Raw genomic sequence first — 26,859 nt, forward strand, 5'->3', positions numbered from 1 at the left:
GTAAAATTAAAAATCACCGTAGGTTTCTTCTAATTGGCTTAAAGCCTCTCCCAATTGTTTTTCATTAGGGGCAACGCCATGCCATTTATGTGAGCCTTCCATAAAATCCACACCCTTGCCCATTACTGTTTTCATCAATATCATCACGGGTTTTCCTTTACCAGTTCTTGTTTTGGCTTCTTCTAAAGCGGTTACTATACCATCCATGTCGTTACCATCAGCATGCATTACGTCCCAGCCAAAAGCAGAGAATTTTTGATGTAGATCTGCCAAGCCTAAAACCTTATCTGTTGGGCCATCAATCTGTTGGCCATTAACATCTACCGCAGAAATTAAATTATCCACTTTGTTAAACGGGGCAAACATGGCAGCTTCCCAATTTTGGCCTTCTTGTAATTCGCCATCGCCATGCAAAGAGAAAACCAGAGAATGATCTTTGTTCATTTTTTTTGCTAGGGCAGCTCCAATTGCAACAGACATTCCCTGGCCTAAAGACCCGGATGCAATCCTTATGCCCGGTAAACCTTCATGAGTGGTTGGGTGGCCTTGTACCCTAGAATTTATTTTTCTAAATGTTTTTAATTCTTCAACATCGAAATAACCAGATCTAGCCAAAACGCTATAAAAAACCGGCGAGATATGCCCGTTTGATAAAAAGAAAATATCTTCGCCCTTACCATCCATATTAAATGATGGATCATGTTTCATTATTTTAAAATATAAGGCTACAAAGTAATCTGTACAGCCTAAAGAACCTCCAGGGTGGCCCGATTGGCATTCGTAAACCATGCGCAAAATGTCTCTCCTTACTTGTGAGGCCATGCGTTTTAAATCATTGTTATTAAGTGTCATAATTGATAATTGTTAATCGGACACTAAAGTAATTAATTATGTGGAAAACCCTAATCGCTCGTTAACTTTATGATGTTAACAACATAATGTGGAAAACTTTTGCGATTGTTTATATTTTTATAAATAATCTTTGTTTATTCGATAGAAAGCATAATTTTTTATTGTTGATAATGTTTATAACTCTACGTTGATAACTTTTTAAACCAATGGAAAAAAAATCACAAGAAAATAAGTTCCCAAAGTTTTTTCAAAAAATGAAAATAATAGGTATGGTAACTGGTTTTTTAATGGTGTCTCATTTAGTGCAGGCGCAAACCAACGGTTCGGTTGGTATTGGCACTACTGCCCCATATCCTAATGCTGCTTTAGATGTTTCATCTACTACAAAAGGTGTTTTATTCCCTAGGCTATCAGCAACGCAAAGAGCAACACTAACGCCGCTTTTAAGTAGTGCAACTGCTTCTGCAGGATTATTAATTTATAATACCGATACTAAAAGATTTAATTACTGGGACGGCACTCAATGGAATGATGTTGGTGCAGGTGCAACTGGTGCAGATGGCACTATTTGGTATGCAGGGCAAGGTGTACCTTCTAACACCACTTTGGGCAAGCCAAATGATTTTTACTTAGACGGGTTTACAGGTGATGTTTATGCTAAAGATTTCTCTAATACTTGGGTAAGGTTTGGAGGTTCTAACCCTGTAAATCTAAAAAACATAAACAGACAAGAAATTAATAAAACCACTTTTAATAGTGTACCTGTTGGGTTTAGCACCCAAACTTTTACCTATATGGGTGCTGCCGTAACCAATGCGGTGGTGTTTTCGCCAAAAGCTGGTTTCCCTAACGGGGTTATTGTTGCTTATGCTAGGGTTAGTGCGGCAAATACTGTCGAGGTTAAATTCTACAATCCAACTGCTGCTGCAATCCCGTTAACTTCATTTGATTACGAAATCGCAATTTTTTAAACCTTACGGATGAAAATAAAGTTTACCTATTCTTTTTTCTCATTCTTGGTGCTGATTTTTATCGGTAAAGCTGGGCATGCCCAATTTGTGAATAATGGCAGCCCTTTAATTATCCAAAACGGTGCTGTTTTATTTGTTTCTGGAGATTTTGTAAACCAATCTAATGCAAGTATCATCAACTTGGGCGATATCACTTTAACCGGTAATTGGATAAATAACGATTCGCAAGGTGCGTTTAATGTTGTTTCATCGGGCAATGTTAATTTTTTAGGTGCCGATCAAAGCATCGGCGGAAGCCAAAAAACAAATTTTCCCAATGTAGTTTTAGGCGGTACAGGCGTAAAAAAATTATTGTTTAGTACCGATATTTTGGGAACGTTAAACTTAACCGATAGAGAATTGGCGGTTGATGCCCAAAATTTATCAATTCTTAAAAACGATGTAGCGGCCATAACTTTTACTTCTGGGTTTATAAGTACAGATGGCAAAGGTTTTTTGTATAGAAATACCAATATTTCTGATAGTTATGTTTTTCCGCTAGGCTCTAATTTAAAAGGATCGTTTATTTACAGGCCTGTAAACATTAAGCCCTTAGATAATGCCAATAATAGTTTTGGTGTTAGTTTTATCAACAACGACCCAACTACCGAAGGGTATAACAGACAGCAGAAAAGGTTTGATGTAAATGAGGTTAATCCTAATTATTTTCACATTCTAAACCAAAGGCAAGGTGCTAGTTTAGCCAATTTCGACTTTTTTTACAGCACAACAGACGGTAACGTAAATCAATTAGTGAATTGGATCCCGTTTAATTTATGGGAAAAAGCAGGTATTTCTAATCCAAGGCCGTTTTCTGGTGGTAATGCGCAACTTAATCAAGTAATGACATTTTCATCCCTAAAAAGGGTAAACAATTTGCCAATGTCTTTGGCCAATATTTTAGCCAATAACGATCCCATTACTTTCTTTAATAGTTTTTCTCCGGATGGGGATGGCAGAAACGATAGGTGGGAAATCAAAAACATCGATCTTTTCCCAGATAATGAATTAACAATTATAAACAGATGGGGGAGCGAGGTATTTAAAGCTAAGAACTATAAAAATAGTGAGGCTTGGGATGGTGCCGGTTTAAATAATGGCACTTATTTTTATCTGTTAAAAGTTACCGTAAATAGCGAACCGAAAGTTTATAAAGGCTTTATAACCCTATTAAGACATGATTAAGATAAAGAAAAGTTTATTAGTAGGCTTCGCTTTATTAGCAAGTACTTTTTATGCCGAGGCACAGCAAGATGCCCAGTATAGCCAGTATATGTTTAATAGTTTGGTTATCAACCCGGCTTATGCAGGCTATAAGGGAACTTTAAATGCAAGCGGTTTGTACCGTATCCAATATGTGGATGTTCCAGGTGGGCCCGTTACCCAGTCTATTGTTTTAGATGGTAGTTTTTTTGATGATAAGGTTGGCTTGGGCTTAACCGTAGTTAAAGATAAAATCGGTTTACAAGAGCAATCATCGGCTTTCTTAAACTTTGCTTATAAATTAACCGTGGGAGATGGTGCCACATTGGCTTTTGGGCTAGGTGCGGGTGTTGGCCAATACAAATACAACGGAGGGCAGGCAGAGTACGACGACCCGAACGATCCCACTTTAGGGCTCGGGACGGCTTCCTATATCAGCCCAGATTTAAGGGCGGGAATACATTACAGTACAGATAAGTTTTATGCCGGTTTATCATCTACCAATTTAATATCATCATTCATAAACAACGGTTCTACCGCAAAAGATGAGATAGTTAAACAAGGCAGGCATATATTTTTAACTGCTGGTTATTTGTTAGATTTTGGAAGCTTTGTAAAGTATAAACCTTCTTTTTTAATCAAAGAAGATACTAAAGCACCTACCAATTTAGACATCAATAATTTTTTCTTATTTGGAGAAAAGGTTTGGTTGGGGGTTTCTTACCGTACATCTGTAAATGTATTTAAGAAAGGAACGGTTGGTAATGTGAAATATTCTGATGCTTTGGTTGGTTTGATAGAAATTTATGCATCACCCGGTGTACGCATAGGATATGCCTATGACCATAGTTTAAATGCCCTTAAGGGTTTTGATAATGGATCGCATGAAATTTCACTGGGGATAACATTTGGGCCAAAAGCGAGGCCGGTAATACTTTCACCTCGATATTTTTAAGCCATGAAAATAAAAAAGATATTCTTCATCATTATATCATTGGGGGTAGTCATTTATTTATTGCCTCTTAGATTATTGTCTGATGATTTGGACAAAGCCAATAAATATTATGAACGCTATGATTATAAATATGCGATAGAAATTTATGAAAGGCTGTTAAATGATAAGCCAACTTTAGAAGTTGCACAAAAATTGGCAAACTGTTACCGTTTTATCAACAATACGGTAGAGGCAGAAAAAGCCTACGCAACCGTACTTACTTTTCCGGGTTTTGATCCCATCAACTACGTTTATTATGCAGAAATGCTAAAGCAGAACGCAAAATTTGATCAAGCCAAAAGAAATTATCTAATATATGCAGAACGTGTTCCTGCAAAGGCAGATGAAGCCGTAAAATTAGCAAATGGGTGTGATGCGGCCAGATTGTGGTTAGAAAATCCCGATTTGAACGTGAAATTGGTTAATGAAAGTGGGATGAATACAGAATATTCTGACTTTTCTCCTATTCCTTACGATAAAGGATTCATTTTTGTTTCTGATAGGGAATTTTTAAAACCAATAGTTAATAAGGATAATAAATCAAAAAAAATATACGGTTGGACGGGCAATCCCTATTTGAAATTATACCAGGCAGAAAACCAAAACGATACTTTAGATGGCAATCTAAAGCTTACCTTAATGCCAGAGCAAATTAACGATCAATTTCATTCGGGGCCGGCTACCTTATCTGCCGATGGCAGGGTAATGTATTTTACAAAGGCGGGCGTAACAAACGACCCTGACGTAAATACCCGGAAGATCAAAAATCTGGTAATGAGAAAAACCATTTACTACTCTGTAAAGCAAAATGGAGTTTGGACCCAAGCGTTGCCTTTCCCTTATAACAAACCTTACGAATATTCCATTGAACACCCTGCTTTAAGCCCCGATGGGAAAATTTTGTATTTCGCTTCGGATATGCCGGGTACTTTAGGAGGTATGGATTTGTTTTATTCAGAAAACACAGGGTCTGGATGGTCGAAACCTAAAAACTGCGGCCCAGAAATCAATACACCGCAAGACGAAGTTTTCCCTTATGTAAGAAAAGACGGAAAGCTGTTTTTCTCTTCGCGTGGGCATATTACCATTGGTGGATTGGACATTTTTTCTGCCAAAGGGGAAAAATCTAATTGGACAGAACCCGAAAACCTAAAAGCTCCTTTAAACTCACCAAAAGACGATTTTGGCATCTATTATTTTGATGATAATTTAACCGGCTTTATCTCTTCTAACCGGTTTGGGGGTAAAGGTTCTGATGATATTTATCTATTTGATACCAAGCCAAAAGCGGTATTTTTTGCCGTACAGGGCGAAGTGGTTGAAAAAGGAACGGATAACCCAATTAGTGGTGTTAAGATATTTTTAGTAAACAAAAGCACTGGTAAAGAAACCAGCTTGCTTTCTGATGCCGATGGTTCTTTCAAATTTAATTTAGATAAAGAAACAGATTACGTAGTGCGTGGCGATCTGGATAAGTATTTTAGCAGGCAACAAGGAGAAATCACTACCAAAGGCGCAAAAGAATCAACCGTTTACAATGTGAAGTTTGAGGTAGAGAAAGGCGAGGATGCTTATTTGGTTAGGCTTAATAACATCTATTATGATTTTGATAAATATAATATCCGTAAAGATGCCGAACCAGAATTAAACAAGGTCCTTAATTTTATGAGTACCACTCCAAACGTAAACATTGAGTTAAGATCGCATACAGATTCTAGGGGCAGTGCCGCTTACAACCTGGTTTTATCGCAAAAGAGGGCACTATCTGCAGAAAATTATCTTTTGAAAAAGGGAGCTAACAAAGAAAGGCTGAGTGCAAAAGGTTTTGGCGAAACCCAGTTATTGAACAAATGTAGCGATGGTGTTAAATGCACTAAAGAAGAACATCAGTTAAATAGGAGAACAGAATTTAAAGTGGTAAAAGTTACACCAACCATATCTTATGCACCAGCTTATAAATTAGAACCTTTATTTCCGTCCATAAGCGGTACTAAATAGAAGAAACACAACAATAAAACTTAGATTAACCCAAGGGCAGCATTTAATGTTGCCCTTTTTTGGTTTAAGGAATTTTTTTATTAGTTGAAATAGTTAATCAATATTTATGATATGGAGAATTAATTTAATTATGAAAGCATGAAAGATATAAAGCGACCGCTAATAACCTGCATTAATCGGCGAGATTTGCGGAAAGTATTTTATAAAGAACTGTTTTTTAACTTTGAAATGATGAGAAGAAGAATGAAGATTTTAGTTCAAAACCTCTTCTAATATCAAATTGGACTTTACCTGCCCAAAATCCTCGATATGCAAAGTGTAGTAATCTATTATTTTTTGAAGGAGGTATTTTCTTGAGTGTGCATTTAACCGCAGATTATAAAAATTATCTATAGAGCTGTTGAGTAAAGAAACCCAAATGTTAATGTATTTTTCTTCTATAAAATGAATATGTGGAGGTTGCTTGGCCACAAAATTTCCCGCAACTAAATCGAAAAAATGAAATCGCGAAGCATCGCTCAAATCTGGATAAAAACCCAAAAAGCGGGTTAGTTTTACCAAAAAGATGAGATGGAAATTGGCAAACCCTTTTTTGCTTTCGTCTAATAGCTCGATACTTTTTTCTATAAAATGGAACATCACCTCGTCTTCATGTTGTTGTTTTATAGATTTGTAGATCATCTCGTTCATAAAAATGATAATGGCACTTTTGGCTATATCATAAGGGATACTTTGTAAAATGGGTTCGCTACGGGCATCAGAAATACGTTGTATATTACCGTTTGGTTTATGGTAAACCACCAAATCTAAAAGGTGCAATGGTTGCAACATATTGGATCTGATCTTTGCTTTAGGCTTTTTTACGCCGTTGATCAAATAAGATTGCAACCCAAATTTAGAGGTGTAAATCTTAGCGATCACGCTATTCTCAGAATAATCCGTTACCCTTAAAACTATACCACGGCTTTTATGTAGCATTATCTTACGATCAAGATTTTAGAAACGGCAGTATCACTCCCGTCTTTGTTCACAACCAATATTAAATACACCCCAGTTGAAGCAGCTTGGCCATTAAAGTTTTTACCATTCCATGTTGCAGTGCCTCCATTTGCAGTTGTTTCATAAACTAGGTTTCCGTTAATATCGGTAATCTTAACAGAGACATTGTTTGCTAAACCCTTAATACCGATTGTCCCTGTATATCCCGGCCTTACGGGGTTTGGGTAAGCGATTACCTTTTTCATTTTAGAAACAGGCTCTGTAGCATCCCCACGATAAGAAATAATACCGCTTGCCGTCCCCATAAAAACTTCTCCTGTTTCATCATTGATCGCTATGCTTAAAACGGCATTGTTTAATAGCGGACTGTTATTGGTGTTAAAATTTAAAATTTGTTTAGAACCATCTGCACTAAAGAGCCAAACCCCGTTATTAGTACCTATCCATTTTCTGTTTGCACCATCAACGCTAATGCAGTTCACATTTTCTGTTGCTAACAGCGGTTTTAGAAACTTCCCATCAATTAAATTTGGTATTTCTACATTTTGCCCATTAAAAGCATTATCGGGGTTGTAAACTACCGCTACGCCTTGATCTGTGCCTATCCAAATTGCGCCGTCTTTATCTAAAGTTAAAGCGTTAACGTTGGACCCAGGGATGCCGCCATTATTTAGGTTGAAACCTAGTTTTTTAGAAATACTTCCGTTAAAAATCAATAATCCGGCATTTCTTATACTTAACCATTTATTATCCTCTTGATCGATCAATAATTTAGTAACACTTGCAAAAGGATCTGGGATTTCGTTTGGGAAACCATAAGCCGTCCATTGGTTATCTTTGGTTTTAACCGATAAAGGTTTTGAGACACCATATTGAGTTACCCATAGTTTACCATCGCTATCAAAAGCTAAACCGCTAATGCGGATGGTTGATGGATCGCCGATCGTTGTTTGTAAAGAACTGTTGTTTTGATCATAGATTTTCAAAGTCGAATTTTCTGTGTTAAAATCTAAAACCCCGTTTAAAAAAGAGCCTAAAAAGATATTTTTTGATGAGGCTAAAGGCGCAGAAATAACCAAATCTCTTATCGGGTTAAAAGCCGGCGTATTCGTAGAGCTATAACTTTTCCATGTTTCATTTTCAAAAATCGAAAAACCATCGTTATTAAAACCTGGCGAAATGTTTTGTGAAATAGTACCGGGAGATAAAACCACCCTTCCGTTATTGAAATTCAAATTTTGTACGCTGGTGGTATTTGGCCCGTTGGGTAAAACAAAATCAAAAGAATTACCATCTGTTGTTTTAACCAATCCTTTATTGCCATCGGCTATTAAAAACTCATTTTCTTGGTTGATGATCGCATCATTGGCATTTGAGAAATTAGCTGTATTTTGGATGTTTTTATTGATGTTCTCATTATCGTCATAACTGATGATCCTAAACTTAGCAATGCTTAAAAGTTGGTTTTTACAGGTTTTTAATTTATAAACGTTTGGTGCAAAAATATTGGTAGGTTGCCAAGCGTTATTTTTGAATTTATAAATCCCCTTATCAAAAACACCATAAATAGATCCGTTAAAGCTTGTGATAGATTTACTTATGCCACCCGGGTAACCTTGCGAAACCCCTTGCTTAAACCATGTTGAAGCATCGGTTATTGCAGCGTTATCTAATCTGTTAACGTAAATGCCATCGGCGGTAGCTGCATAAATATTTTGATCATCAATGGCAATTTCAAATATTTCTAAATTGCTGGCAAGGCTCCCTATAAAATAGGTGTCTTTTACTTCCTTTCGCTCTAAATCGTAAACAACGATCCCGAAACCGCAACTTAAATAAGCAAACTGATCTTTAAAAGTTACGGCATTAATAGTTTTATTACCCAGTCCTTTTTTATCAAAAATTTCATTTAGGTGGGTAATCTCATTATTTTTTAAAAGGTCTATTTTGCTGTTTTGATAAGCTATTAGTGTTTGTTGCGTGGCGGTATTATAAGCCAATAAAGTAGATTTTACATCAGATAAACCATCTATGGTTGATAGTTTCCTTAGCTCTCCGGTTTTGTTATCTACACTAAAAATGCCGCCCGTTGTAGCGCAAAATGTTTGGGTAGCACTTTCAGCAACACTTAAAACCTGATTATAAGGTAAATGTGTTCGCCATTGCCCCAAAGGAACTTGCTGAGCATTACAAATACTTGAGTATAGTAATATAAAATAGCATAAAATCTTTTTCATCTATCGCCAACTAAAATACGTAATTCAATTACAAAGCACATCAAGCAATTTATGTAGTTTTGATCTTTATCCTAAAAAAAAATTCTATGTGGACCAATTTGGCCAAATTTATCCTTTCAAAAAAACAATTTCTACCAGCAACCTTCATTTTAATTACTTTTTTTTTAGGGTATAAAGCCACAAATGTAAAACTGGCCTTTAACCCAGGTAAAATTTTACCAACAACAGATAGCACTTATATCGCCTATCAAAAATTTGAGCAAAAATTTGGAGAAGATGGAAACGCCATGGTTTTGGGTGTAAAAAGTCCACGGCTTTTTAAAAAGGATTTTTTTAATAATTGGCAATTCTTAAACAATGAACTGCAAAAATTAAAAGGCATAAAGAAAGTGCTTTCAATTACCAATTTACCGCTTTTAGCCAAAGATACCATTCACAGAAAGTTTAAATTTAATCCCATTAGTGATCATCCGATCCAAAACCAAAGTGATCTGGATAGCATTAAAAATATACTTTCTCAACAACCATTTTATGAAGGTTTGTTATTTAATCTCGATAAAGATGCCACCATTATAGCCATTACTTTTGATGATGGCGTAATGCAAACCCCCGCTAGAAATAAACTGATAAACAAAATTCAAAATCTGGTAAAAAACTTTGAGAATGTGGAGAATGTGAAAATCCATTTATCAGGCTTGCCTTATATTAAATCTGTGGTGAGTGCTTTGGTTGCCAAAGAATTTATTTTGTTTTTGGGTTTGTCTATCTTGATATCGGCGATCATTTTGTTTTTATTTTATCGCTCTTGGGCTATGATTTTTTACCCCATTCTTTTGGTGCTTTTTGGTGTTATTTGGAGCGTTGGTTTTATGGCGAGCTGCGGTTATGAGATTACCTTGTTAACAGGCGTTATTCCTCCATTGATGGTAATTATCGGCATCCCTAACAGTATTTTAATCATCAATAAATACAAAGGGGAACTACAAAATGGTCAGGATAAAATTGAAGCATTAAGGATAACCATCCAAAAAATTTCACTGACTACATTTATCGCCAACTTAACCACGGCGATAGGTTTTGGCGTACTTTATTTTACCAATAGCGATGTTTTAAAAGAATTTGGGATAACGGCGGCGATAGGGGTAATGTTGACATGGATGATCTTTTTGGTAATGTTGCCTATCATCCTCGGCTATCTAAAAATCGAAAAAGAATCTAAAGAAGTTAAAACAAATATTTTTGATGGGTTTTTAAACAAAATAATTGAAATAGTTATACGCAAGAGAAAATGGGTTTACATAGGAGTTCTATTTTTATTGATTTTTGGGGCAATAGGCGTTTCTAAAATTAGTACAAACGGTTTTGTTGTAGATGATTTACCTAAAAACGACCCAGTTTATCAAGATTTGAAGTTTTTTGAAGCTACTTTTAAGGGGGTTTTGCCTTTAGAATTCAGTATTGATGCAAAGCGAAAAAACGGGATCATCAAACTATATAACCTAAAAAAAATAGAGAAATTAGACCAGTTGATTCATCAATATCCAGAGTTCGGCAAATCTTTTTCGATAAATAATGTTCTTAAATATACTTCACAAACATTTTATAACGGTAAACCGGCTTTTTACAGGTTACCAAACGAGATGGAAAAAGATTTCATTTTACTTTACGTTGCAAATACAGGCAAACAAAACAATTTAATGAATAACTTTTTGGATGAGGATAAACAAACTACAAGGATAACTTTCCAAATGAAAGATGTAGGTTCTGAAAAAGTGAACCAATTATTGGTGGATCTAAAACCAAAAGTAAATGCAATTTTTAATCCGGCCAAATACAATGTTAATATTACTGGGCCAGTGGTAATGTATGTTAAGGGCACAAATTACCTTTTAAAAAATTTAAGGCAAAGCTTGCTTTTGGCGGTGTTTTTAATCGCTATGATTATGCTTGTTTTATTCAGAAGCTTTAAAATGATCATCATTTCCTTGGTTCCCAATTTAATCCCTTTGTTTATTACGGCAGGTTTAATGGGGTACTTTGGTTTAGCTTTAAAACCATCAACCGTATTGATCTTTAGCATTGCTTTGGGTATTGCATCCGATCAAACCATTTATTTTTTAACACGGTACCAGCAAGAATTGTTAAGTGGTTTTTCTGTACAACAAATAGTTTCAAAAACAATTAAAGAAACAGGTTTGAGCATGATTTATACCGCAATTATTTTATTTTTTGGGTTTGGGGTGTTTGCCTTTTCAACATTTGGTGGTACAGTAGCATTAGGGACTTTATTAGCGATAACATTAGTGCTCTCTATGCTTTTTAATCTTATATTTTTACCTGCTATTTTATTAACTTTCAGTAAAAAGCAATCATGATTAGGGTTTTAACGCCGATTTTTTCTTCTCGCCGTATCTTCTAAACATATACAGTATATAAAGGATCATAGCAATTGAAATGGTAAACAATCCAATCCCCATTATAAACTTCCCATAATCGGCTTTAAAAAAATAAAGACCTAAACCAATAGCTGTAACTAATATTCCAATTTTAAAGGTAGGTATAGATTTTCTTAGCATGTTTTTACTTGTTACAGTAAATTATTAGCAAAATCTCTACCAAAACCTAACTATGTTTTTTGTTTTTTCTTCTTAGCTGCCGGGAACAATATATTGTTCAGTATTAAACGATAGCCCGGTGAGTTTGGATATAGATTTAGATCTGTTGGAGGATCGCCAACCATGTGTTGATAATCTTCTGGATCATGGCCGCCATAAAAAGTCCAAGAGCCTTTCCCAAGGTCGCCATGTATATATCTGGCTTCCCCGGCAGATTTTAATTCGCCTAAAACCAACACATTGGGCTTTAGCAAAGTCTCTCTAAAAGCGGTAGTTTGCCCCATAAACCCTTTGATCACTTTCTCGTGGTTTTGGGTTAACATCGTAGGCACTACATCCCATTTGGCAGAAAAATCGAATAAAGTGAAATAATCGTTTGCCCTATCAACTTTTCTGGTATTGGTAACATCAATATCAGAAAACTCGTAATTCATGGGGTTTAGATCTAGCTTAAAGTTTTGAAAAGCAAAGGTTTGGTTATAATCTAATTTCGATTGCGCATTTGGCGTAACGCCATCGCCATCAAACATTTGTTCGCAAATATCTATACCAGCTGCAGAAAGGGCTATATCAAAACTATCCGTACCAGAGCACATGGCAAAAAGGAAACCCCCTCCGCTACAAAAATCCCTTATTTTTTCTGCTACCGCCAATTTCATTTGTGAAACTTTGCTAAAGCCTAATTTTTTTGCGGTAGCTTCCTGTTGCCTAACATCGGCCTGGTACCAACTGGCACCTCTGTAATTTGCCCAAAATCGCCCATATTGTCCCGTAAAATCCTCGTGGTGTAAATGCAGCCAATCATATTCTGGTAATTTGCCTCCGATCACTTCTTCATCATAGATCACATCGTAAGGAATTTCTGCATAAGTTAAAACCATGGTAACGGCATCATCCCAAGGAAGCTTGCTTTTTGGAGAATAAACGGCAATTTTGGGTGCTTTCTCTAATTTAACAATTTCCATGTTCACTTCCGGATTGTTAATTTCTGTCAAAATAGCGTTAACTTTAGCATCAGCGATCACATTGTAGCTAACGCCCCTAATTTTTAATTCGTTTTCTATATTTTGATTATAATCGATTAAAAAACTACCACCCTTATAGTTCAAAAGCCAATCAACTGCAATTCCTTTTTGTAAGGTATAAAATGCAATGCCATAAGCTTTTAAATGATTTCTTTGGGCTTCATCCATATTGATTAAAATAGATGAGGCGAAACTTTTGGCAGAGAGTAGGATGATGATAGATAGCAGTGCAAGTTTTTTCATTTCCTCTAATTTAAGGATAAAGCATTAAAACGTTTAGCATCCCTAAAAATTTTGTTAATTTTGCAGCTTCCAAAAAATATAAATAATGAGCAAAGCGATAATAAAAACTGCCAAAGGCGATATGACCGTAGAATTTTACGAAAAAGACGCTCCAAAAACAGTAGAAAATTTCAAGAAATTAGCAAAAGAAGGTTTTTATAACGGATTAACTTTTCACAGGGTACTTCCAGATTTTGTGATCCAAGGTGGTTGCCCTTTTTCTAAAGACGATGCAACAGCCTATAAAGCTGGTTCTGGCGGCCCTGGTTACCATATAGATTGCGAATTGAACGGAGAAAACCAATACCACGATAGGGGCGTTTTATCTATGGCACATGCCGGTAGAAATACAGGAGGTTCCCAATTTTTTATTTGCCACAGCCGTAACAACACCGCACATTTAGATCGTAACCATACTTGTTTTGGTAAAGTGATAGATAATGTTGATGTTGTGGACGATATCAAACAAGGAGATAGAATTTTATCTATTGATTTAATAGAAGATTAATAAAAATAAGATGAATTTAGCAGGTTTAGTTGCCGTATCTGGCAAGCCAGGGTTATACAAATTGATAGGTCAGAATAAATCTGGCTATATTTTAGAAAGTTTGGATGATGCAAAATCTAAAACTATCGTAAACATATCTACGGCTAAATTAGCCTCGCTAGATGATATTACCATTTACGGTAACGATGAAGATTTAAGGTTAAAAGATGTTTTTGAGAAAATGAAAGCAGCCAAAGAAGTGCCCGATGCAAAAGCAGATGGCAAAGTTTTAAGGGCTTTCTTTTTTGAAGTTGCCGCAGATCATGATGAACAAAGGGTTTACTCTTCTGATATTAAGAAAATAGTTTCTTGGTTTCACTTGTTAAAGGATATGCCACTATTTTCTGAAAAAGAAGCAAAAGCAGAATTAACCGAAGATGCAGAAAAAACAAGTGACATTAAGGAAACGAGGAAAGAAATAAAGGTTGCCAAGCCAAAAGCAGCAACGGCTAAACCAAAAAACCAAAAAGTAGCAAATACAAAAAGTGCTGCAGTTAAGAAAACCGGAGGAAGTAAAACCCCTTAATTTTATTAGGGCGTTTTAACACTCGGCCAATTGGCGGATATATCTTTTTTCTGTCCTTCGCAACTCCCTCTTCGACTCCGCTCAGAGTGACAATGCTCAGAGTGACAATGCTCAGAGTGATAATGCTCAGAGTGACAATGCTCAGGATGACAGCAAAAAAGGCAGCTCCGCTCAGGATGACAAGAAAAAAGCCTGCCCGAAAAAAGGCGGGAATCTAGCTTCAATCTTTAAAGCCTTGTAGAATGGTTTCAAAGAATATTTAAAAGATTGTCTTAAAAATTTAGTGTCATTCCGTTGGCCGGCTGGCTAATCGGAATCTTATCAGAATGATTCTCATGTAGTTTAACAATCTGAAAATTAGACGCTTAATCCGTCAGCTGGCGAACAGCATGACGGATTTCTCTTTTTAGGACAATTTTTTTTGAAATCAAATCTTCAACTGGTAACTGATAGATCTTCCTGCTCCTTCTTGTTTAAGAACATCAATTTCTTGTAGCATCTGCAAATCTCTTGTGGCCGTTGCTTTAGATGTTTTAGTGATTGAAATATATTTCTTGGCAGTCATACCGCCTTCAAAACCTTCGCTTCCTTTTTCCATCATTTTATTAATAACCTTTAACTGACGGGCATTTAATTGTTGTTTAAACTTTTCAAAAAACATCGATTTTTTTAAAGTAAACTCAATTACATTTTTTGCGTTTTTGAGCGCATCTAATAAAACCCGGGTAAAATAATTGACCCACTCCGTTACATCTAAGCTCTTTTGTGCGTTTTTTAGTTGTGCATAATACAGCTTCTTATTTTTATCTATGGTTTTAGATAGTGAAATAAGGACGGGTTGTTTTAATGTTTGAGATAGCGCAGCATCTGCCAATGCCCGCCCAATACGCCCGTTACCATCTTCAAAAGGATGGATTGTTTCAAAATAAAGGTGTACAATGGCAGCTTTTATTAAAGCTTTAGAAATAATATCTTCCACTTTAATAACTCCGTTATTAAAGAAGTTGAAAAAATCTTTCATCTCGGCAGCTACATTTGTAGAAGGTGGTGCTTCAAAATGTACTTTCTCTTCACCATAAGAACCAGAAATTATCCGCATCGGCTCAGCACCTTTTCGCCATGCTCCTGTATTGATTGATTTATCATGGCTTAGCAAAACTTTATGCCAATCACAGATTAATTTTTTTGTTAATGTTTTATTTTCAATCTGGCTAACTTCTACCATTAAATTGGCCACTCCGTTTGCCCTTTTATCTTTAACAATTTTAGAGGGTTTTATCCCAAGGTTGTTTTTTATGGATGACATTACATCATCTTTGCTCATAAACTCACCTTCAATCTCAGAGGTTTTAATGGCTTCTTCCTTTAATAATTCTAATAAAGATTCTTTTTTAAAGCCTTCATTTAAACCCAATAGCAACCCGTTTAACAGCCCAAGTTCTTGTGCAAAAGCAATAGAGATTGCTTTTATATCAACGGTTGAATACGTAAAATTAGGCCAATTTTCTCTTTGCCAGTTATAATCCATGAGCCGAATGTATTAATTAATCGGCTCAAATATAATAAAATTATGAGCCGATTAAAATTTTAATCGGCTCAAAAAAAGGTAAATCATGAGCCGATTAAGATTGATAATCGGCTCATCGCTAAATTATTTATCTTTCTTTGATTTATCCAAAACGGTAAAAATCTGCACTAATCTATTCCCTTCATCATCAACTAAAGTTAAGGTATGTTTCCCTGAATCAGGAGAAACGGCTATTTGATGGAAATCTGTGGTGGTAGCTATATATTCATTATCAATGGACCAGTAAATCTTACTTTTTGGATTGCGATGAGCGGCATTAAAAATCACTTTTCCTCTTTTGCCATCAATTTCTAGTGGGATATAAACCAAAGCATTGTTTTTTGGATAAATGAGTTCCATGGTTCTTAAATTTTCACTTTCATCCATGCAATTTGGGCTCATTGGTGGTAAAGTACGATAATCTCTGTTACGCACTTTGTAATAATACTCCATAGATGGCGGTAAAACGAACCAACTTTTATGCACCATTAGTTCTGGTGATTCACAGGCAGAAGTGACTTGGTACTTTTCTGTAGGGTCTAAATGAACCAATTGATGATAAGGACAAATTCTGGTTTTGGCTGCCGATATTGGCATATAAGCTGTTTTTTTATCACAATATTCGCCTGCTCTAAAACCACTTATTTCGCAAACATCTGTTTTAACCAAATTTTTATAGGGGATGGTAAATTCTCTTTTTTCTGGTAACAAATCAAAAATATCAAATAGGATAGGAGCAGCGGTTTGGATCCCCGTAAGGTTCGGTCTCCCTTCTCCATCGGCATTGCCAACCCAAACACAAACCACAAAATCTGGTGTTAAACCAACTGCCCAACCATCCCTAAACCCAAAACTTGTCCCGGTTTTCCAAGCTATTTTTTTAGATGATGAAAATTGTTGCCAAAGCATTTCTTCTCCTGGCCGCATCACTTCTTGCATGGCCATAAAAGTATAATACAAAGAACCATAATCTGCTACCGAAGATTTTTCTAAAGTTTGTTTTGATGGTGTTTTTTTAGTGATATAAGTTGGCTCATGAAAATCTGCGGGATCATATTGATCTGGATGCTGCGGATAATGATTTAACGATCTTGCCAAACTAGCGTAAGTGCCTGCCAATTCCCACATAGAAACCTCGCAACCTCCTAAAATCATTGATAAGCCATAGAAATCTGGTGGATTGGTTAAACTGTTTATACCCATTTTTTTGAGTTGGGAATAAAAACGTTCATATCTGTATTGTTGCAGCATCTTTACCGCTGGTATATTTAAAGAACGGCTTAACGCTTTAGAGGCCGGGACGGCACCATCATAACCTAGGTCATAATTTTTTGGGGTGTAGCCTCCAATTTGGGTAGGCACATCGGGGATCAAGGTGTTTGGTAAAATAAAACCATCCGTCATCATGCTGGCATACAGCAAAGGTTTTAAAGTACTTCCCGGACTTCTTAAAGCACCGATCATATCTACATAACTTTCCATTTCTGGGTTAGAAGGATCATAAACATTGCCCACATAAGCTAAAGTATTCCCTGTTTTAACATCCAGAACCAAAGCTGCCGCATTGTTTATACCGTTAGCTTTAAACTGTTGATGATACCTTCTTAGAATTGAGGATACATTTATTTGCAGATTAGCTTTTAGGGTGGTCTTTATCTTTGTGGTCTTAAATTCTTTGGGATTAAAATCTGCTCTAAACCTGTTAAGCAAATGAGGAGCGTTAGTTGGCAGAGACACTGGTTCTGATGGAATAGGCTCTAATTGCGCTAATTTTTCTGTTTCCTCATCGATTATTTTCTCATCAAATAGCTTCTTTAATAAAGAGTTACGCTTGTTGAGTAGGGTTTTTCTGTTTTTACCGGGATGCACTAAGGAAGGAGAATTTGGTAAAACGGCCAAAGTTGCCATTTCTGCCCAAGATAATTGACTAGCTTTTCTACCGAAATAGCGCCAAGCCGCAGCATCTAAACCAACTACATTGCTGCCAAAAGGTGCGTTGGCAGCATATAATGCTAAAATCTCTTTTTTAGAATAGGTGAGTTCTAAGCGAAATGCCAATAATATTTCTATAAGTTTTTGATAAAATGTGCGGTTTTTGTTTCGGCTAAGCCTAATTACTTGCATGGTTAAAGTGCTGCCGCCGCTCACAATTTTTCTATTTCTGATATTTTGAATAATGGCTCTTCCGAAAGCGAAAGGATCTACGCCCGGATGGTAAAAGAACCTTTTATCCTCAAAAGTGGTGATACATTTAATAAATTTTTTTGGAACGGTATCGTTCAAAGGGAATCGCCATTGTCCGTCTTTTGCAATTGAAGCACTAAGTAATTCACCATTATCAGCTTCGATAACATATGAGGTTGGTGATTTAAAGAGTGGTTTGGGTAAGGAAAACCAAAACCATAGAAATAGGATTGAAAAAGCAGTAATGGATATGATTTTCTTTTTTTTACTGATTTTTTTGAATTGCATTTTGAGTTTGTGCCGCAAATGTTTTTGGATCCTCAACTGTAAAATTAAGAAAACTTATTTTTAGGTTCAGAGGTTTAATTTTCAACTACCATAGTAATCAATTTTTAGACTTGTATTGATTTTATTGTAAAAGCTAGTTAAGACCAATTTCAATATCACGCTAAACATTGCGTTAACGATAGGATTGGCATGCCCGCCTGTAATTCGGGCAGGCTTTTTTGCCTTTCGCCATTACGCAAGTGGCAAAAAAGATATATCCGCCAGTTGGCGGAGTGTTAAAACGCCCAAAAACTTGATCTAAATATTCTTGCCCTTCATGGCCTGTGAAACAGCAACATCCATCAATCTTTCTGCAAAAGGGCGGGTATAATCATTTAAGGCATCAACCGCACTTAGGATAGCGTCTTTATCAGACTTGCTGATCTGATTCTTTAAATTGGCAACCAATTCTAACGTTTTAACTTTTTCTTCCTCGTTCAAATAACTGCCGTTTTTATTGATGAAACGTTCTACCGTATAAACCATTTGCTCACCTTCGGTTTTGGCCTCAACAATCATGCGTTGCGCAACATCGTCTTTGGCGTGGGTTACGGCATCTAACAACATTTGCTCCACTTCATCATCTTTTAAGCCATAAGTTGGCTTCACTTCTATGTGTTGTTTTACGCCAGATCGTAACTCAATTGCTTGGATGGTAAGTATTCCATCGGCGTTAAGCAAAAAATTGATATCTACTTTTGGCAAACCAGCGGGCATTGAAGGAATTCCTTTCAATTCAAACTCGGCTAGTTTTCTGTTTTCTTTAACCAAATCTCTCTCGCCCTGGTAAACGGCAATTTTCATATTAACCTGACCGTCTATAGATGTAGAATACTGTCGCCCTGCTTTTGTAGGCACTTTAGAATTTCTTGGGATAATGGTATCCATCAAACCGCCCATGGTTTCGATGCCTAAAGAAAGTGGCGTAACATCTAGCAATAAAATATCTTTTCTGTTGCCAGATAGCACATCTGCCTGTAAAGCAGCACCCAAAGCAACTACTTCGTCGGGGTTTATGGTATCGTTTACTGGTTTCCCAAAAAAACTAGCAACGCGTTTCTTTACCAAATCTGTTCTGGTAGAACCTCCAACCATGATCACTTCATCTATTTCAGAAGTTTTTATACCCGCATCTTTTAATGCGCTCTCACAAGCTTGTATGGTTTCATCAACTTTTTCTGAGATCAGGTTTTCAAAAGTTTGTTTATCGATGCTGCAAAATATAGCTCCGATTTTCTCATTGAATAAATTCTGATGGCTTAATGATTTTTTTGCTTCTTCGGCTTTTAAGCGCAATTCTTGCATCGGAATATCTTTTTCCAATTTGTTTTGTGCAATCCAATAATCAACAATTGCTCGGTCAAAATCATCGCCACCTAAAAACGTATTTCCATTTGTTGCCAAGACCTCAAAAATACCGTTTTGGATTTTTAAGATTGAAACATCAAAAGTTCCTCCGCCCAGATCGTAAACGGCAATGGTTTTTTCATCATCGGGGTTTAACCCGATACCATAAGCTAAAGAGGCAGCAGTTGGTTCGTTCACAATTCTTAGAACATCTAAGCCTGCTAATTTCCCAGCATCACGAGTGGCTTGGCGTTGAGAGTCGTTAAAATAAGCAGGGACAGTAATTACAGCCTTTGAAACTGTGGTTTTTAAAGCATGTTCTACTCTTAATTTTAGTTCTTTTAAAATAAGTGCCGATAAATCTATCGGTGTATAAAAATTGTCTCCAACTTTTATCTTAACCAAGCTTTCATCATTTTCATCATCGATGATTTTATAGGAAAAATAATCTTGATGTTTTTGAACATCTTTGTAAGAACGGCCTAACAATCTTTTAACCGAAAATATGGTGTTTTGAGGATCGGATATTAAAAAATCTTTGGCATCATTGCCAATTAATACATCGCCAGTTTTATCAAAATGGATAACTGAAGGCACTAAAACGCCTTTACCGGTATCGTTGATTACTTTTGCATCTCCATCCGGGTTGATGAAAGCGACCAAAGAATTGGTAGTGCCTAAATCTATCCCTACAATAATATCTTCTTTTTGTATTGAGCCCGTAGCTATATTGATTGAAACTTTTGCCATATTTTTTTAACTATGCCAAAGGTAATATGTTTTATAGGAATGGATGTTGATAAAATGTAATAGGTTGAAATTTGAGTTTTTTTGTTTTTTTTGTAGGGATAACCCTCGGGTTATCCTTGTTGATAAAATGTAATAGGTTGAAATTTGAGTTTTTTTGTTTTTTTAGGGATAACACTCGGGTTATCCTTGTTGATGAAATTTAATAGGTTGAAATTTGAGGTTTTTTGGTTTTTTTGTAGGGATAACCCTCGGGTTATCCTTGTTGGATATTTATTTTATCCTTATGTTTTCTTATCTGGTAAAAAATTATCTGAATTATTTTAGGGCAGCCCTAGGGTTGCGTCCACATGAAATTTGTCACCCTTCCATAAAATGGGATTGTTTTCAATATATTGATCAATTTTTTGATATTCTATCTCGTTTCTGATAATATGTTCATAATAATTTAACTGCCAATACCTGTTTCCCTGTTCATTATTTTTCAGGTTTATTTCTCTAGATGAATTTGATTTTAAATAATTAATGGCTTTAGGTATCAACATATTTTTTCTGGCCAATCGCCATTTTTCAAATTCTTCTTTTTTATCATACGTTGCATATATTGGATTTTCAATAGAAGAATTTATTTCAATGATTATATGAATATGATTTGGCATAATAACATAGCTATCAATCAATATTTCAGGAAACTTTGATGAAACATTTTTTATCCATTTTTCTACGATCAACCCATCTTCTGAGAGTTTTATTTTTTGATTAGAAACCTGCCCTAAGCTGCACCTCCTATGGTTGACACAAAACGTAATAAAATAATTTCCGCTTTGTGAATAATCATAATCTGGTAAACGGATTATTTTCCTGTACTTCATGATGTTGGGTTGATCCTAGGGCTGTTGTGGTTTGTTATTCAATTTTGGTTTCCTTAATTTGGTAACACTTATTTTGCAATACGTATTTTGCCATACGTATTTGGCACTACGCATTTTGCACTACTTATTTGGCAACACGGATTTTGCACTACTTTATTTTGCAACACTTATTTTGCAACACGTATTAAGCAACCCGAGGGTTGCATCTACGTAAAATTTTTCATCATTTTATCTATCAAATCTCAATCTTTCTCCCAAAACGCTCTCGTCAAACTTATCATCGGCGAAAGCCAAATGGCCGCTTACAAATGTATGTGTGATTTTTGAATTAAATGTTTGTCCTTCAAAGGGCGACCAGCCGCATTTTGCCAAAATATTATTTTTGTCAACTTTGTATGACGCGTTTAAATCTACTAAAACTAGGTCTGCAAAATAACCTTCACGGATAAAACCACGTTCTTTTATTTGAAAACAAATAGCCAAACTATGGGCGGTTTTTTCTGCGATTTTTTCTAAGGAGATTTTACCTTGGTGATACATCTCAAACAGCGCATTGAAAGCGTGTTGAACCAACGGGCCGCCGGCCGGTGCTTTTGAATAACTTTGCGATTTTTCTTCTATAGTATGAGGCGCATGGTCTGTGGCGATCACATCAATATGGTTATCTAAAACCGCTTTTAAAATTTGTGTTCTATCAGCCGCAGTTTTTATAGCCGGGTTCCATTTTATCCAGTTGCCTTTGGTTTTATAATCTTCATCGCAAAACCAAAGATGATGGATACAGGCTTCTGAAGTTATTCTTTTATCTTTTAAAGGTTTGGTATGATCGAACAGAAAAGTTTCTTTGCCCGTAGAAATATGTAAGATATGTAGTCGGGTATTATGTTTTTTTGCAAGGGAAACCGCAAAAGAAGATGAAAGATAACAGGCTTCTTCACTTCTGATCATTGGGTGCATTTCTGTCGTTAAATTATCGCCATATTTTTCTTTGAAAAGTTCGATATTTTTTCTGATGGTGGCCTCATCTTCGCAATGGGTAGCAACTAAAGTTGGGGCATTCTTAAAAATCCCTTCTAAAGTTTTTTCGTTATCTACCAACATATTACCCGTAGAAGAGCCCATAAAAACTTTTATTCCACAAACGTTTTTTACATCGGTTTTTAAAATTTCTTCTAAATTATCGTTAGAAGCCCCCATAAAAAAAGAGTAGTTAGCTAAAGATTTTTTTGCACCAATGGCATATTTATCTGCTAATAATTCTTGTGTTAAAGTATTGGGAACAGTATTGGGCATTTCCATAAAAGAGGTAATGCCTCCGGCAACTGCCGCCCTAGCCTCGGTATAAATCTCTGCTTTATGGGTTAGCCCTGGTTCTCTAAAATGTACCTGATCATCAATAAAGCCGGGAAGAAGATATTTGCCTTCGGCATTTATCTCTTTTGCGCCGTTTGCGTATAAATTCTTTCCGATTTTTTCTATCCTTTGGTTTTTGATATAAACATCGGCAATTTCTTGTTTGCCTTCGTTAACGATTGTTGCGTTTTTGATGAGATATTGAGTCATAAAACAAAGTAAGGATATTGAAATTATAATTTTAAATAATGAGTGTGTTTTTTTAAACTTTGGGGTTTTATATTGAAAGTTATAAACCATCCACCACAAAAAGCACCGAATACCGATCACAGACGAGCCACCACAAAAAGCACCGAATACCGATCACAAACCATCCGCAACAAAAAGCACCGAATACCGATCACAGACGAGCCACCACAAAAAGCACCGATTACCAAACACCCGCCCCAAAAAATCCTAAATCAAATCGTATCTTTGCGGCATGTCCAAAAAATTCGAGGATTTCGGTTTTAACAAGCAGGTTTTAAATGCCATAGCCGATGCAGGGTATGAAAACCCAACTCCTATTCAGCAAAAAGCAATTCCTCCTATTTTAAACGGACAAGATGTTTTAGGCATTGCACAAACCGGAACAGGTAAAACAGCGGCTTTTGTTTTACCCATGATCATGAAGCTGAAATATGCCCAAGGAAATGACATTAGAGGATTAATTGTTGCGCCAACTCGCGAATTGGCCATGCAAATTGAGGAAAACGTAAAAACCTATGCTAAATATACAGATTTACGCTCTTCGGTAATTTATGGAGGCCTGGGGCCTAAAACTCAAATAGAAGCCCTTAAAAAGGGAGTGGATATTCTGATTACTACTCCGGGAAGATTTATGGATTTGTATTTAGAAGGTCATATCATCACTAAAAAGCTAGAAATTTTGGTTTTGGATGAAGCCGATAAGATGATGGATATGGGATTTATGCCCCAGATCAATAAAATCTTAGAAGTTGTGCCTCGCAAAAGGCAGAATATGCTTTTTTCTGCTACCATGAACCAAAGGGTAGAAACTTTAGCAGAAAATTTTTTGCTTTGGCCAACAAAAATCGAGGTTACGCCCCAAGCAACACCCGCAACTACGGTAGAGCAGATTTTATATCACGTCCCTAATTTTAAGACTAAAATCAATTTGCTCAAGGTTTTTGTAGAAGACGACCCAGAAGTTAAAAAACTGATCGTTTTTTGTAGAAGCAGGGCAAATGCAGAAAACGTATATAAATTTTTATTAAGGCGTTTTAATGCCAGCCACGTAAAAGTTTTACACGCCAATAAAGGGCAAAATACCCGTATAAATTCTATCAATTCTTTTAAAAACGAGGAGGTAAGAATTTTGGTTGCCACCGATGTTGCCGCCCGTGGTATTGATGTTTCTAACGTAAGCCATGTAATAAATTTTGATGTGCCTATTATCTATGAAGATTATGTGCACAGGATAGGTAGAACTGGCAGGGCATTCAATTTGGGAAAAGCCATTACTTTTTGTAACCCTGCAGAACAACATTACATCAACAAAATAGAAAACCTAATCAGACAGCAAATACCGGTTTTAGATATCCCCGAAAAAGTATTTATAGAAGAAACAGGTTACGATGAACGCCAGTTGATTGCCAAACAGGTTGATGATCAGAAGCGAAGAGAAGACCCAGATTTTAAAGGCGCTTTCCATGAAAAAAAGACTTTAAGCCAAAAGAAAAAGTTTAAAGAAGGAAGAGCTAAAGCCGGAGGTATGAAAATGAGTGCCGCAAAAAAGAAAAAGTATAAATAGGCATGTTAAAAATTAAACTAACTCCTTTAAATATTGTTGTTGCCTTATGTTTGGCCTATTCGTTTTATTGTCTTTTAGGTTTAGATAAAGGCAATACTGCAATAAGCATAACAGCAAAAGTGGGTTATTCTTTAGCGCTTACGCTGATACTTTTTTTAACCGATATATTATTTAGGAGATTTATTACCAGCACCAAATGGCTTTGGCTAATCGAAGGTTCATTTGTACTGTTGATAGTAACGATGATGATCATTTCGCAAAAATTATGAAGCCCAACATGACCATGTATTGTCTTAATGTTTATCGTTAAAATTATGATTGCTTTAATGCCATAAAAAATAAAAACAAAGAATGAAAAAAGCAGAAATTAAACTTACCATTGAATTAGATGATAACAACGTTCCCGAAAATATAACTTGGGAATCTACCGATGCAGAAAATAAAGAAGCCTTAGCGGTAAAATCTATGATGTTGGCCTTATGGGACCATAATTTTAAAAATAGCTTACGTATAGATCTTTGGACAAAAGATATGCCCGTAGATGAGATGAAACGTTTCTTTTATGAAACCTTACAAACCATGGCAGATAGTTTTTTAAGGGCAACCGGTGAAAAAAACATTGTAGAAGATCTAAGGGATTATTGCGCCCATTTTGCAGAAAAGATGGAAATTGAGCAGAAATAAATTAAATAATGGTTTAAAATAAATGAACCTAGTTACCCAAATAAAATATCTTTTAAAAAAGGAAATCCTTTTAGAATGGCGTTCTAAATATGCCCTAAACGGAATTTTGCTCTATGTAGTTTCTACTGTTTTTGTTTGCTACCTATCTTTTAAAGTTACCCCACCCACAGTTTGGAACGCTTTATTCTGGATAATCCTACTTTTTGCGGCTATTAACGCCATCGCAAAAAGTTTTATGCAAGAAAGCAAAGGGCGGCTTTTATATTATTATCAAATTGCCAGCCCGCAGGCTATTATCATTGCAAAAATAATCTATAACATTTTATTGATGATTTTGATGGCAACGGTTGCTTTGGTTTTTTATAGCATTGTTTTCACAAACGATGTTGGCGATATTCCTCTATATTTTTTAGCCGTAATTTTAGGTGCGATAAGTTTTTCAACGGTATTCACCATGATTTCCGCAATAGCTTCAAAAGCTAACAATAATGGAACTTTAATGGCCATTTTAAGTTTCCCGGTTATCATACCTTTATTGATTTTGATAATCAAACTATCCAAAAATGCAATGGATGGTTTAGACCGGTCTGTTTCTTATAAAGAAATAGGAGTTTTATGTGCAATAAACGCCATTGTAATCGTTATTTCTTTATTACTATTTCCTTACCTTTGGCGAGATTAAATTTTAAACCATGATGTATAAAAGCTGGTGGAAAATACTAGCATCTGTATTAGTTCTTTACACAGTAGTTGGAGGGCTTTTAATTAATGTGCCAACATTACCCATCCTTCACGAATCTATCAGAAACCTCTATTTCCACGTACCCATGTGGTTTTCCATGATCGTAATTTATACGGTTTCTGTTGTTTACAGTATAAAATATCTTAACTCAAGTAATGAAAACCACGATTTAGTTGCGGTAGAATCGGTAAACGTAGGCCTTATATTCGGTTTTGTTGGCTTAACTTCCGGTATGATCTGGGCAAAATTTACTTGGGGAGATTATTGGCCCAACGACCCAAAACTGAATAGCGCAGCTATAGCTACATTAATGTATTTGGCTTATGTTGTTTTGAGAAGCTCTATTGATGAAGAACAAAAGCGGGCAAAAATATCTGCCATCTATAATATTTTTGCTTACCCCGTAATGGTTGTTCTGTTATTTGTTTTACCTCGTTTAACAGATTCCTTACATCCCGGAAACGGTGGAAACCCTGGTTTTGGTACTTATGATTTGGATAGCAACATGAGGTTGGTGTTTTACCCCGCTGTTATAGGTTGGATATTGATTTCTGTTTGGTTAATGACCATCAGATACAGAATAAGAATTTTAGAGAATAAAAATAATCAGATCAATTGATGAAAAAGTTAGGTTCGTTTTTAATAATGATGTTGATGTCTGTTTTAACTTTTGCCCAAGATGGCAAAGTTGAGATGGCAGATGAGTTAAGAAGTTCTGGAAAAATCTATGTGGTAGTAACGGTAATGTTATTGCTTTTTTCGGCTTTTATTGTTTACCTTTTCACTATCGATAAAAAATTAAAAAAAATCGAAAAAGGGAAATAGTCTAAATATGGTGTTTAAATAATATAAAGCTACCTTTTATTACAAAAACCATGGTGTAGATGGCACACTAACGTTTTTTTGATTTGTTTAATTGATTTTTTTTACGTCAA

Annotated in this window: 23 protein-coding genes; 13 read left to right on the forward strand and 10 right to left on the reverse strand. The window is 35.8% G+C overall.

The features are described 5' to 3' along the window. Nucleotides 1-6: 6 nt before the first annotated feature. Nucleotides 7-852 carry a transketolase gene (locus tag I5M32_RS02815; protein ID WP_200584662.1) on the reverse strand — a complete coding sequence of 282 codons (846 nt, stop codon included), beginning with the start codon at nucleotides 850-852 and terminating at the stop codon, nucleotides 7-9. A 206-nt stretch (nucleotides 853-1,058) separates the two neighbouring features. On the opposite strand from I5M32_RS02815, the gene I5M32_RS02820 reads away from it, so the two are divergent. From I5M32_RS02820 to I5M32_RS02835, 4 genes are read left to right on the forward strand one after another with little or no spacing between them, the layout of a single operon-like run. Further along, complete coding sequence (locus I5M32_RS02820) at nucleotides 1,059-1,823, forward strand: hypothetical protein (protein WP_200584663.1); 765 nt, start codon at nucleotides 1,059-1,061, stop codon at nucleotides 1,821-1,823. A gap of 9 nt (nucleotides 1,824-1,832) precedes the next feature. Beyond that, nucleotides 1,833-3,047, forward strand: coding sequence for a gliding motility-associated C-terminal domain-containing protein (locus I5M32_RS02825; protein WP_200584664.1), 1,215 nt, complete (start codon nucleotides 1,833-1,835; stop codon nucleotides 3,045-3,047). Continuing rightward, nucleotides 3,040-4,020, forward strand: a complete 981-nt coding sequence (locus I5M32_RS02830; protein ID WP_200584665.1) for a PorP/SprF family type IX secretion system membrane protein — start codon at nucleotides 3,040-3,042, stop codon at nucleotides 4,018-4,020. Before I5M32_RS02825 ends, I5M32_RS02830 begins: the two co-directional genes overlap by 8 nt. 3 nt (nucleotides 4,021-4,023) lie before the next feature. Further along, on the forward strand, nucleotides 4,024-6,057 hold the full coding sequence (locus I5M32_RS02835) for an OmpA family protein (protein WP_200584666.1): 2,034 nt from the start codon (nucleotides 4,024-4,026) through the stop codon (nucleotides 6,055-6,057). A 252-nt stretch (nucleotides 6,058-6,309) separates the two neighbouring features. Here the strand turns inward: I5M32_RS02835 and recO are convergent, their stop codons facing one another. Beyond that, nucleotides 6,310-7,035, reverse strand: a complete 726-nt coding sequence (gene recO / locus I5M32_RS02840) for a DNA repair protein RecO (protein ID WP_200584667.1) — start codon at nucleotides 7,033-7,035, stop codon at nucleotides 6,310-6,312. Next, complete coding sequence (porZ, locus tag I5M32_RS02845) at nucleotides 7,035-9,293, reverse strand: type IX secretion system anionic LPS delivery protein PorZ (RefSeq protein WP_200584668.1); 2,259 nt, start codon at nucleotides 9,291-9,293, stop codon at nucleotides 7,035-7,037. Before porZ ends, recO begins: the two co-directional genes overlap by 1 nt. A gap of 59 nt (nucleotides 9,294-9,352) precedes the next feature. Here porZ and I5M32_RS02850 point away from each other — a divergent pair, with 59 nt between their 5' ends. Beyond that, nucleotides 9,353-11,668, forward strand: coding sequence for an efflux RND transporter permease subunit (locus I5M32_RS02850; protein ID WP_234461838.1), 2,316 nt, complete (start codon nucleotides 9,353-9,355; stop codon nucleotides 11,666-11,668). Here I5M32_RS02850 and I5M32_RS02855 read toward each other — a convergent pair whose 3' ends face one another. Both I5M32_RS02855 and I5M32_RS02860 read right to left on the reverse strand, forming a co-directional pair. Then, entirely contained in the window at nucleotides 11,669-11,869 is a 201-nt protein-coding gene (locus tag I5M32_RS02855) for a hypothetical protein (RefSeq protein ID WP_200584669.1), read from the reverse strand. A gap of 50 nt (nucleotides 11,870-11,919) precedes the next feature. Continuing rightward, nucleotides 11,920-13,101, reverse strand: coding sequence for an asparagine synthetase B (locus tag I5M32_RS02860; protein ID WP_200584730.1), 1,182 nt, complete (start codon nucleotides 13,099-13,101; stop codon nucleotides 11,920-11,922). Between the two features lie 160 nt (nucleotides 13,102-13,261). Here I5M32_RS02860 and I5M32_RS02865 point away from each other — a divergent pair, with 160 nt between their 5' ends. Both I5M32_RS02865 and I5M32_RS02870 read left to right on the forward strand, forming a co-directional pair. Continuing rightward, on the forward strand, nucleotides 13,262-13,723 hold the full coding sequence (locus I5M32_RS02865; protein ID WP_200584670.1) for a peptidylprolyl isomerase: 462 nt from the start codon (nucleotides 13,262-13,264) through the stop codon (nucleotides 13,721-13,723). 10 nt (nucleotides 13,724-13,733) lie between these two features. Then, nucleotides 13,734-14,288 (forward strand): DUF5606 family protein, encoded by a 555-nt coding sequence (locus tag I5M32_RS02870; protein WP_200584671.1) that lies wholly within the window; start codon nucleotides 13,734-13,736, stop codon nucleotides 14,286-14,288. Between the two features lie 427 nt (nucleotides 14,289-14,715). Here I5M32_RS02870 and I5M32_RS02875 read toward each other — a convergent pair whose 3' ends face one another. The 5 genes from I5M32_RS02875 to I5M32_RS02895 all read right to left on the reverse strand — a co-directional run bounded on the left by I5M32_RS02875 (nucleotide 14,716) and on the right by I5M32_RS02895 (nucleotide 22,895). Next, nucleotides 14,716-15,816: a DUF4172 domain-containing protein gene (locus I5M32_RS02875; protein ID WP_200584672.1), complete on the reverse strand. Its 1,101-nt coding sequence runs from the start codon at nucleotides 15,814-15,816 to the stop codon at nucleotides 14,716-14,718. A gap of 123 nt (nucleotides 15,817-15,939) precedes the next feature. Continuing rightward, nucleotides 15,940-18,327 carry a penicillin-binding protein 1C gene (pbpC, locus tag I5M32_RS02880; RefSeq protein ID WP_200584673.1) on the reverse strand — a complete coding sequence of 796 codons (2,388 nt, stop codon included), beginning with the start codon at nucleotides 18,325-18,327 and terminating at the stop codon, nucleotides 15,940-15,942. Nucleotides 18,328-18,624: 297 nt separating this feature from the next. Then, entirely contained in the window at nucleotides 18,625-20,463 is a 1,839-nt protein-coding gene (hscA, locus tag I5M32_RS02885; RefSeq protein WP_200584674.1) for a Fe-S protein assembly chaperone HscA, read from the reverse strand. A 320-nt stretch (nucleotides 20,464-20,783) separates the two neighbouring features. Beyond that, nucleotides 20,784-21,332 carry a transposase gene (locus tag I5M32_RS02890; RefSeq protein WP_200584675.1) on the reverse strand — a complete coding sequence of 183 codons (549 nt, stop codon included), beginning with the start codon at nucleotides 21,330-21,332 and terminating at the stop codon, nucleotides 20,784-20,786. Between the two features lie 228 nt (nucleotides 21,333-21,560). Beyond that, on the reverse strand, nucleotides 21,561-22,895 hold the full coding sequence (locus I5M32_RS02895; RefSeq protein ID WP_200584676.1) for a dihydroorotase: 1,335 nt from the start codon (nucleotides 22,893-22,895) through the stop codon (nucleotides 21,561-21,563). A 271-nt stretch (nucleotides 22,896-23,166) separates the two neighbouring features. Here I5M32_RS02895 and I5M32_RS02900 point away from each other — a divergent pair, with 271 nt between their 5' ends. The 6 genes from I5M32_RS02900 to I5M32_RS02925 all read left to right on the forward strand — a co-directional run bounded on the left by I5M32_RS02900 (nucleotide 23,167) and on the right by I5M32_RS02925 (nucleotide 26,749). Beyond that, nucleotides 23,167-24,498, forward strand: a complete 1,332-nt coding sequence (locus tag I5M32_RS02900) for a DEAD/DEAH box helicase (protein ID WP_200584677.1) — start codon at nucleotides 23,167-23,169, stop codon at nucleotides 24,496-24,498. Between the two features lie 2 nt (nucleotides 24,499-24,500). Further along, on the forward strand, nucleotides 24,501-24,767 hold the full coding sequence (locus I5M32_RS02905; RefSeq protein ID WP_200584678.1) for a hypothetical protein: 267 nt from the start codon (nucleotides 24,501-24,503) through the stop codon (nucleotides 24,765-24,767). Between the two features lie 82 nt (nucleotides 24,768-24,849). Continuing rightward, nucleotides 24,850-25,182, forward strand: coding sequence for a gliding motility protein GldC (gene gldC / locus I5M32_RS02910; RefSeq protein WP_200584679.1), 333 nt, complete (start codon nucleotides 24,850-24,852; stop codon nucleotides 25,180-25,182). A gap of 22 nt (nucleotides 25,183-25,204) precedes the next feature. Further along, nucleotides 25,205-25,864, forward strand: a complete 660-nt coding sequence (locus tag I5M32_RS02915) for a heme exporter protein CcmB (RefSeq protein ID WP_200584680.1) — start codon at nucleotides 25,205-25,207, stop codon at nucleotides 25,862-25,864. 13 nt (nucleotides 25,865-25,877) lie between these two features. Continuing rightward, nucleotides 25,878-26,543, forward strand: a complete 666-nt coding sequence (gene ccsA / locus I5M32_RS02920) for a cytochrome c biogenesis protein (protein ID WP_200584731.1) — start codon at nucleotides 25,878-25,880, stop codon at nucleotides 26,541-26,543. Then, on the forward strand, nucleotides 26,543-26,749 hold the full coding sequence (locus I5M32_RS02925) for a CcmD family protein (protein ID WP_200584681.1): 207 nt from the start codon (nucleotides 26,543-26,545) through the stop codon (nucleotides 26,747-26,749). The genes ccsA and I5M32_RS02925 overlap by 1 nt, the downstream gene beginning before the upstream one ends. Nucleotides 26,750-26,859: the final 110 nt, after the last annotated feature.

The sequence above is a fragment of the Pedobacter segetis genome (assembly GCF_016623585.1).
Lineage (GTDB): Bacteria > Bacteroidota > Bacteroidia > Sphingobacteriales > Sphingobacteriaceae > Pseudopedobacter > Pseudopedobacter segetis.

Bases quoted from the DNA above. Each gene is read 5' to 3' on its own strand.
- I5M32_RS02815 (WP_200584662.1), bottom strand. From the start codon at position 852: ATGACACTTAATAACAATGATTTAAAACGCATGGCCTCACAAGTAAGG.
- I5M32_RS02820 (WP_200584663.1), top strand. From the start codon at position 1,059: ATGGAAAAAAAATCACAAGAAAATAAGTTCCCAAAGTTTTTTCAAAAA.
- I5M32_RS02825 (WP_200584664.1), top strand. From the start codon at position 1,833: ATGAAAATAAAGTTTACCTATTCTTTTTTCTCATTCTTGGTGCTGATT.
- I5M32_RS02830 (WP_200584665.1), top strand. From the start codon at position 3,040: ATGATTAAGATAAAGAAAAGTTTATTAGTAGGCTTCGCTTTATTAGCA.
- I5M32_RS02835 (WP_200584666.1), top strand. From the start codon at position 4,024: ATGAAAATAAAAAAGATATTCTTCATCATTATATCATTGGGGGTAGTC.
- recO (WP_200584667.1), bottom strand. From the start codon at position 7,035: ATGCTACATAAAAGCCGTGGTATAGTTTTAAGGGTAACGGATTATTCT.
- porZ (WP_200584668.1), bottom strand. From the start codon at position 9,293: ATGAAAAAGATTTTATGCTATTTTATATTACTATACTCAAGTATTTGT.
- I5M32_RS02855 (WP_200584669.1), bottom strand. From the start codon at position 11,869: ATGCTAAGAAAATCTATACCTACCTTTAAAATTGGAATATTAGTTACA.
- I5M32_RS02860 (WP_200584730.1), bottom strand. From the start codon at position 13,101: ATGGATGAAGCCCAAAGAAATCATTTAAAAGCTTATGGCATTGCATTT.
- I5M32_RS02865 (WP_200584670.1), top strand. From the start codon at position 13,262: ATGAGCAAAGCGATAATAAAAACTGCCAAAGGCGATATGACCGTAGAA.
- I5M32_RS02870 (WP_200584671.1), top strand. From the start codon at position 13,734: ATGAATTTAGCAGGTTTAGTTGCCGTATCTGGCAAGCCAGGGTTATAC.
- I5M32_RS02875 (WP_200584672.1), bottom strand. From the start codon at position 15,816: ATGGATTATAACTGGCAAAGAGAAAATTGGCCTAATTTTACGTATTCA.
- pbpC (WP_200584673.1), bottom strand. From the start codon at position 18,327: ATGCAATTCAAAAAAATCAGTAAAAAAAAGAAAATCATATCCATTACT.
- hscA (WP_200584674.1), bottom strand. From the start codon at position 20,463: ATGGCAAAAGTTTCAATCAATATAGCTACGGGCTCAATACAAAAAGAA.
- I5M32_RS02890 (WP_200584675.1), bottom strand. From the start codon at position 21,332: ATGAAGTACAGGAAAATAATCCGTTTACCAGATTATGATTATTCACAA.
- I5M32_RS02895 (WP_200584676.1), bottom strand. From the start codon at position 22,895: ATGACTCAATATCTCATCAAAAACGCAACAATCGTTAACGAAGGCAAA.
- I5M32_RS02900 (WP_200584677.1), top strand. From the start codon at position 23,167: ATGTCCAAAAAATTCGAGGATTTCGGTTTTAACAAGCAGGTTTTAAAT.
- I5M32_RS02905 (WP_200584678.1), top strand. From the start codon at position 24,501: ATGTTAAAAATTAAACTAACTCCTTTAAATATTGTTGTTGCCTTATGT.
- gldC (WP_200584679.1), top strand. From the start codon at position 24,850: ATGAAAAAAGCAGAAATTAAACTTACCATTGAATTAGATGATAACAAC.
- I5M32_RS02915 (WP_200584680.1), top strand. From the start codon at position 25,205: ATGAACCTAGTTACCCAAATAAAATATCTTTTAAAAAAGGAAATCCTT.
- ccsA (WP_200584731.1), top strand. From the start codon at position 25,878: ATGTATAAAAGCTGGTGGAAAATACTAGCATCTGTATTAGTTCTTTAC.
- I5M32_RS02925 (WP_200584681.1), top strand. From the start codon at position 26,543: ATGAAAAAGTTAGGTTCGTTTTTAATAATGATGTTGATGTCTGTTTTA.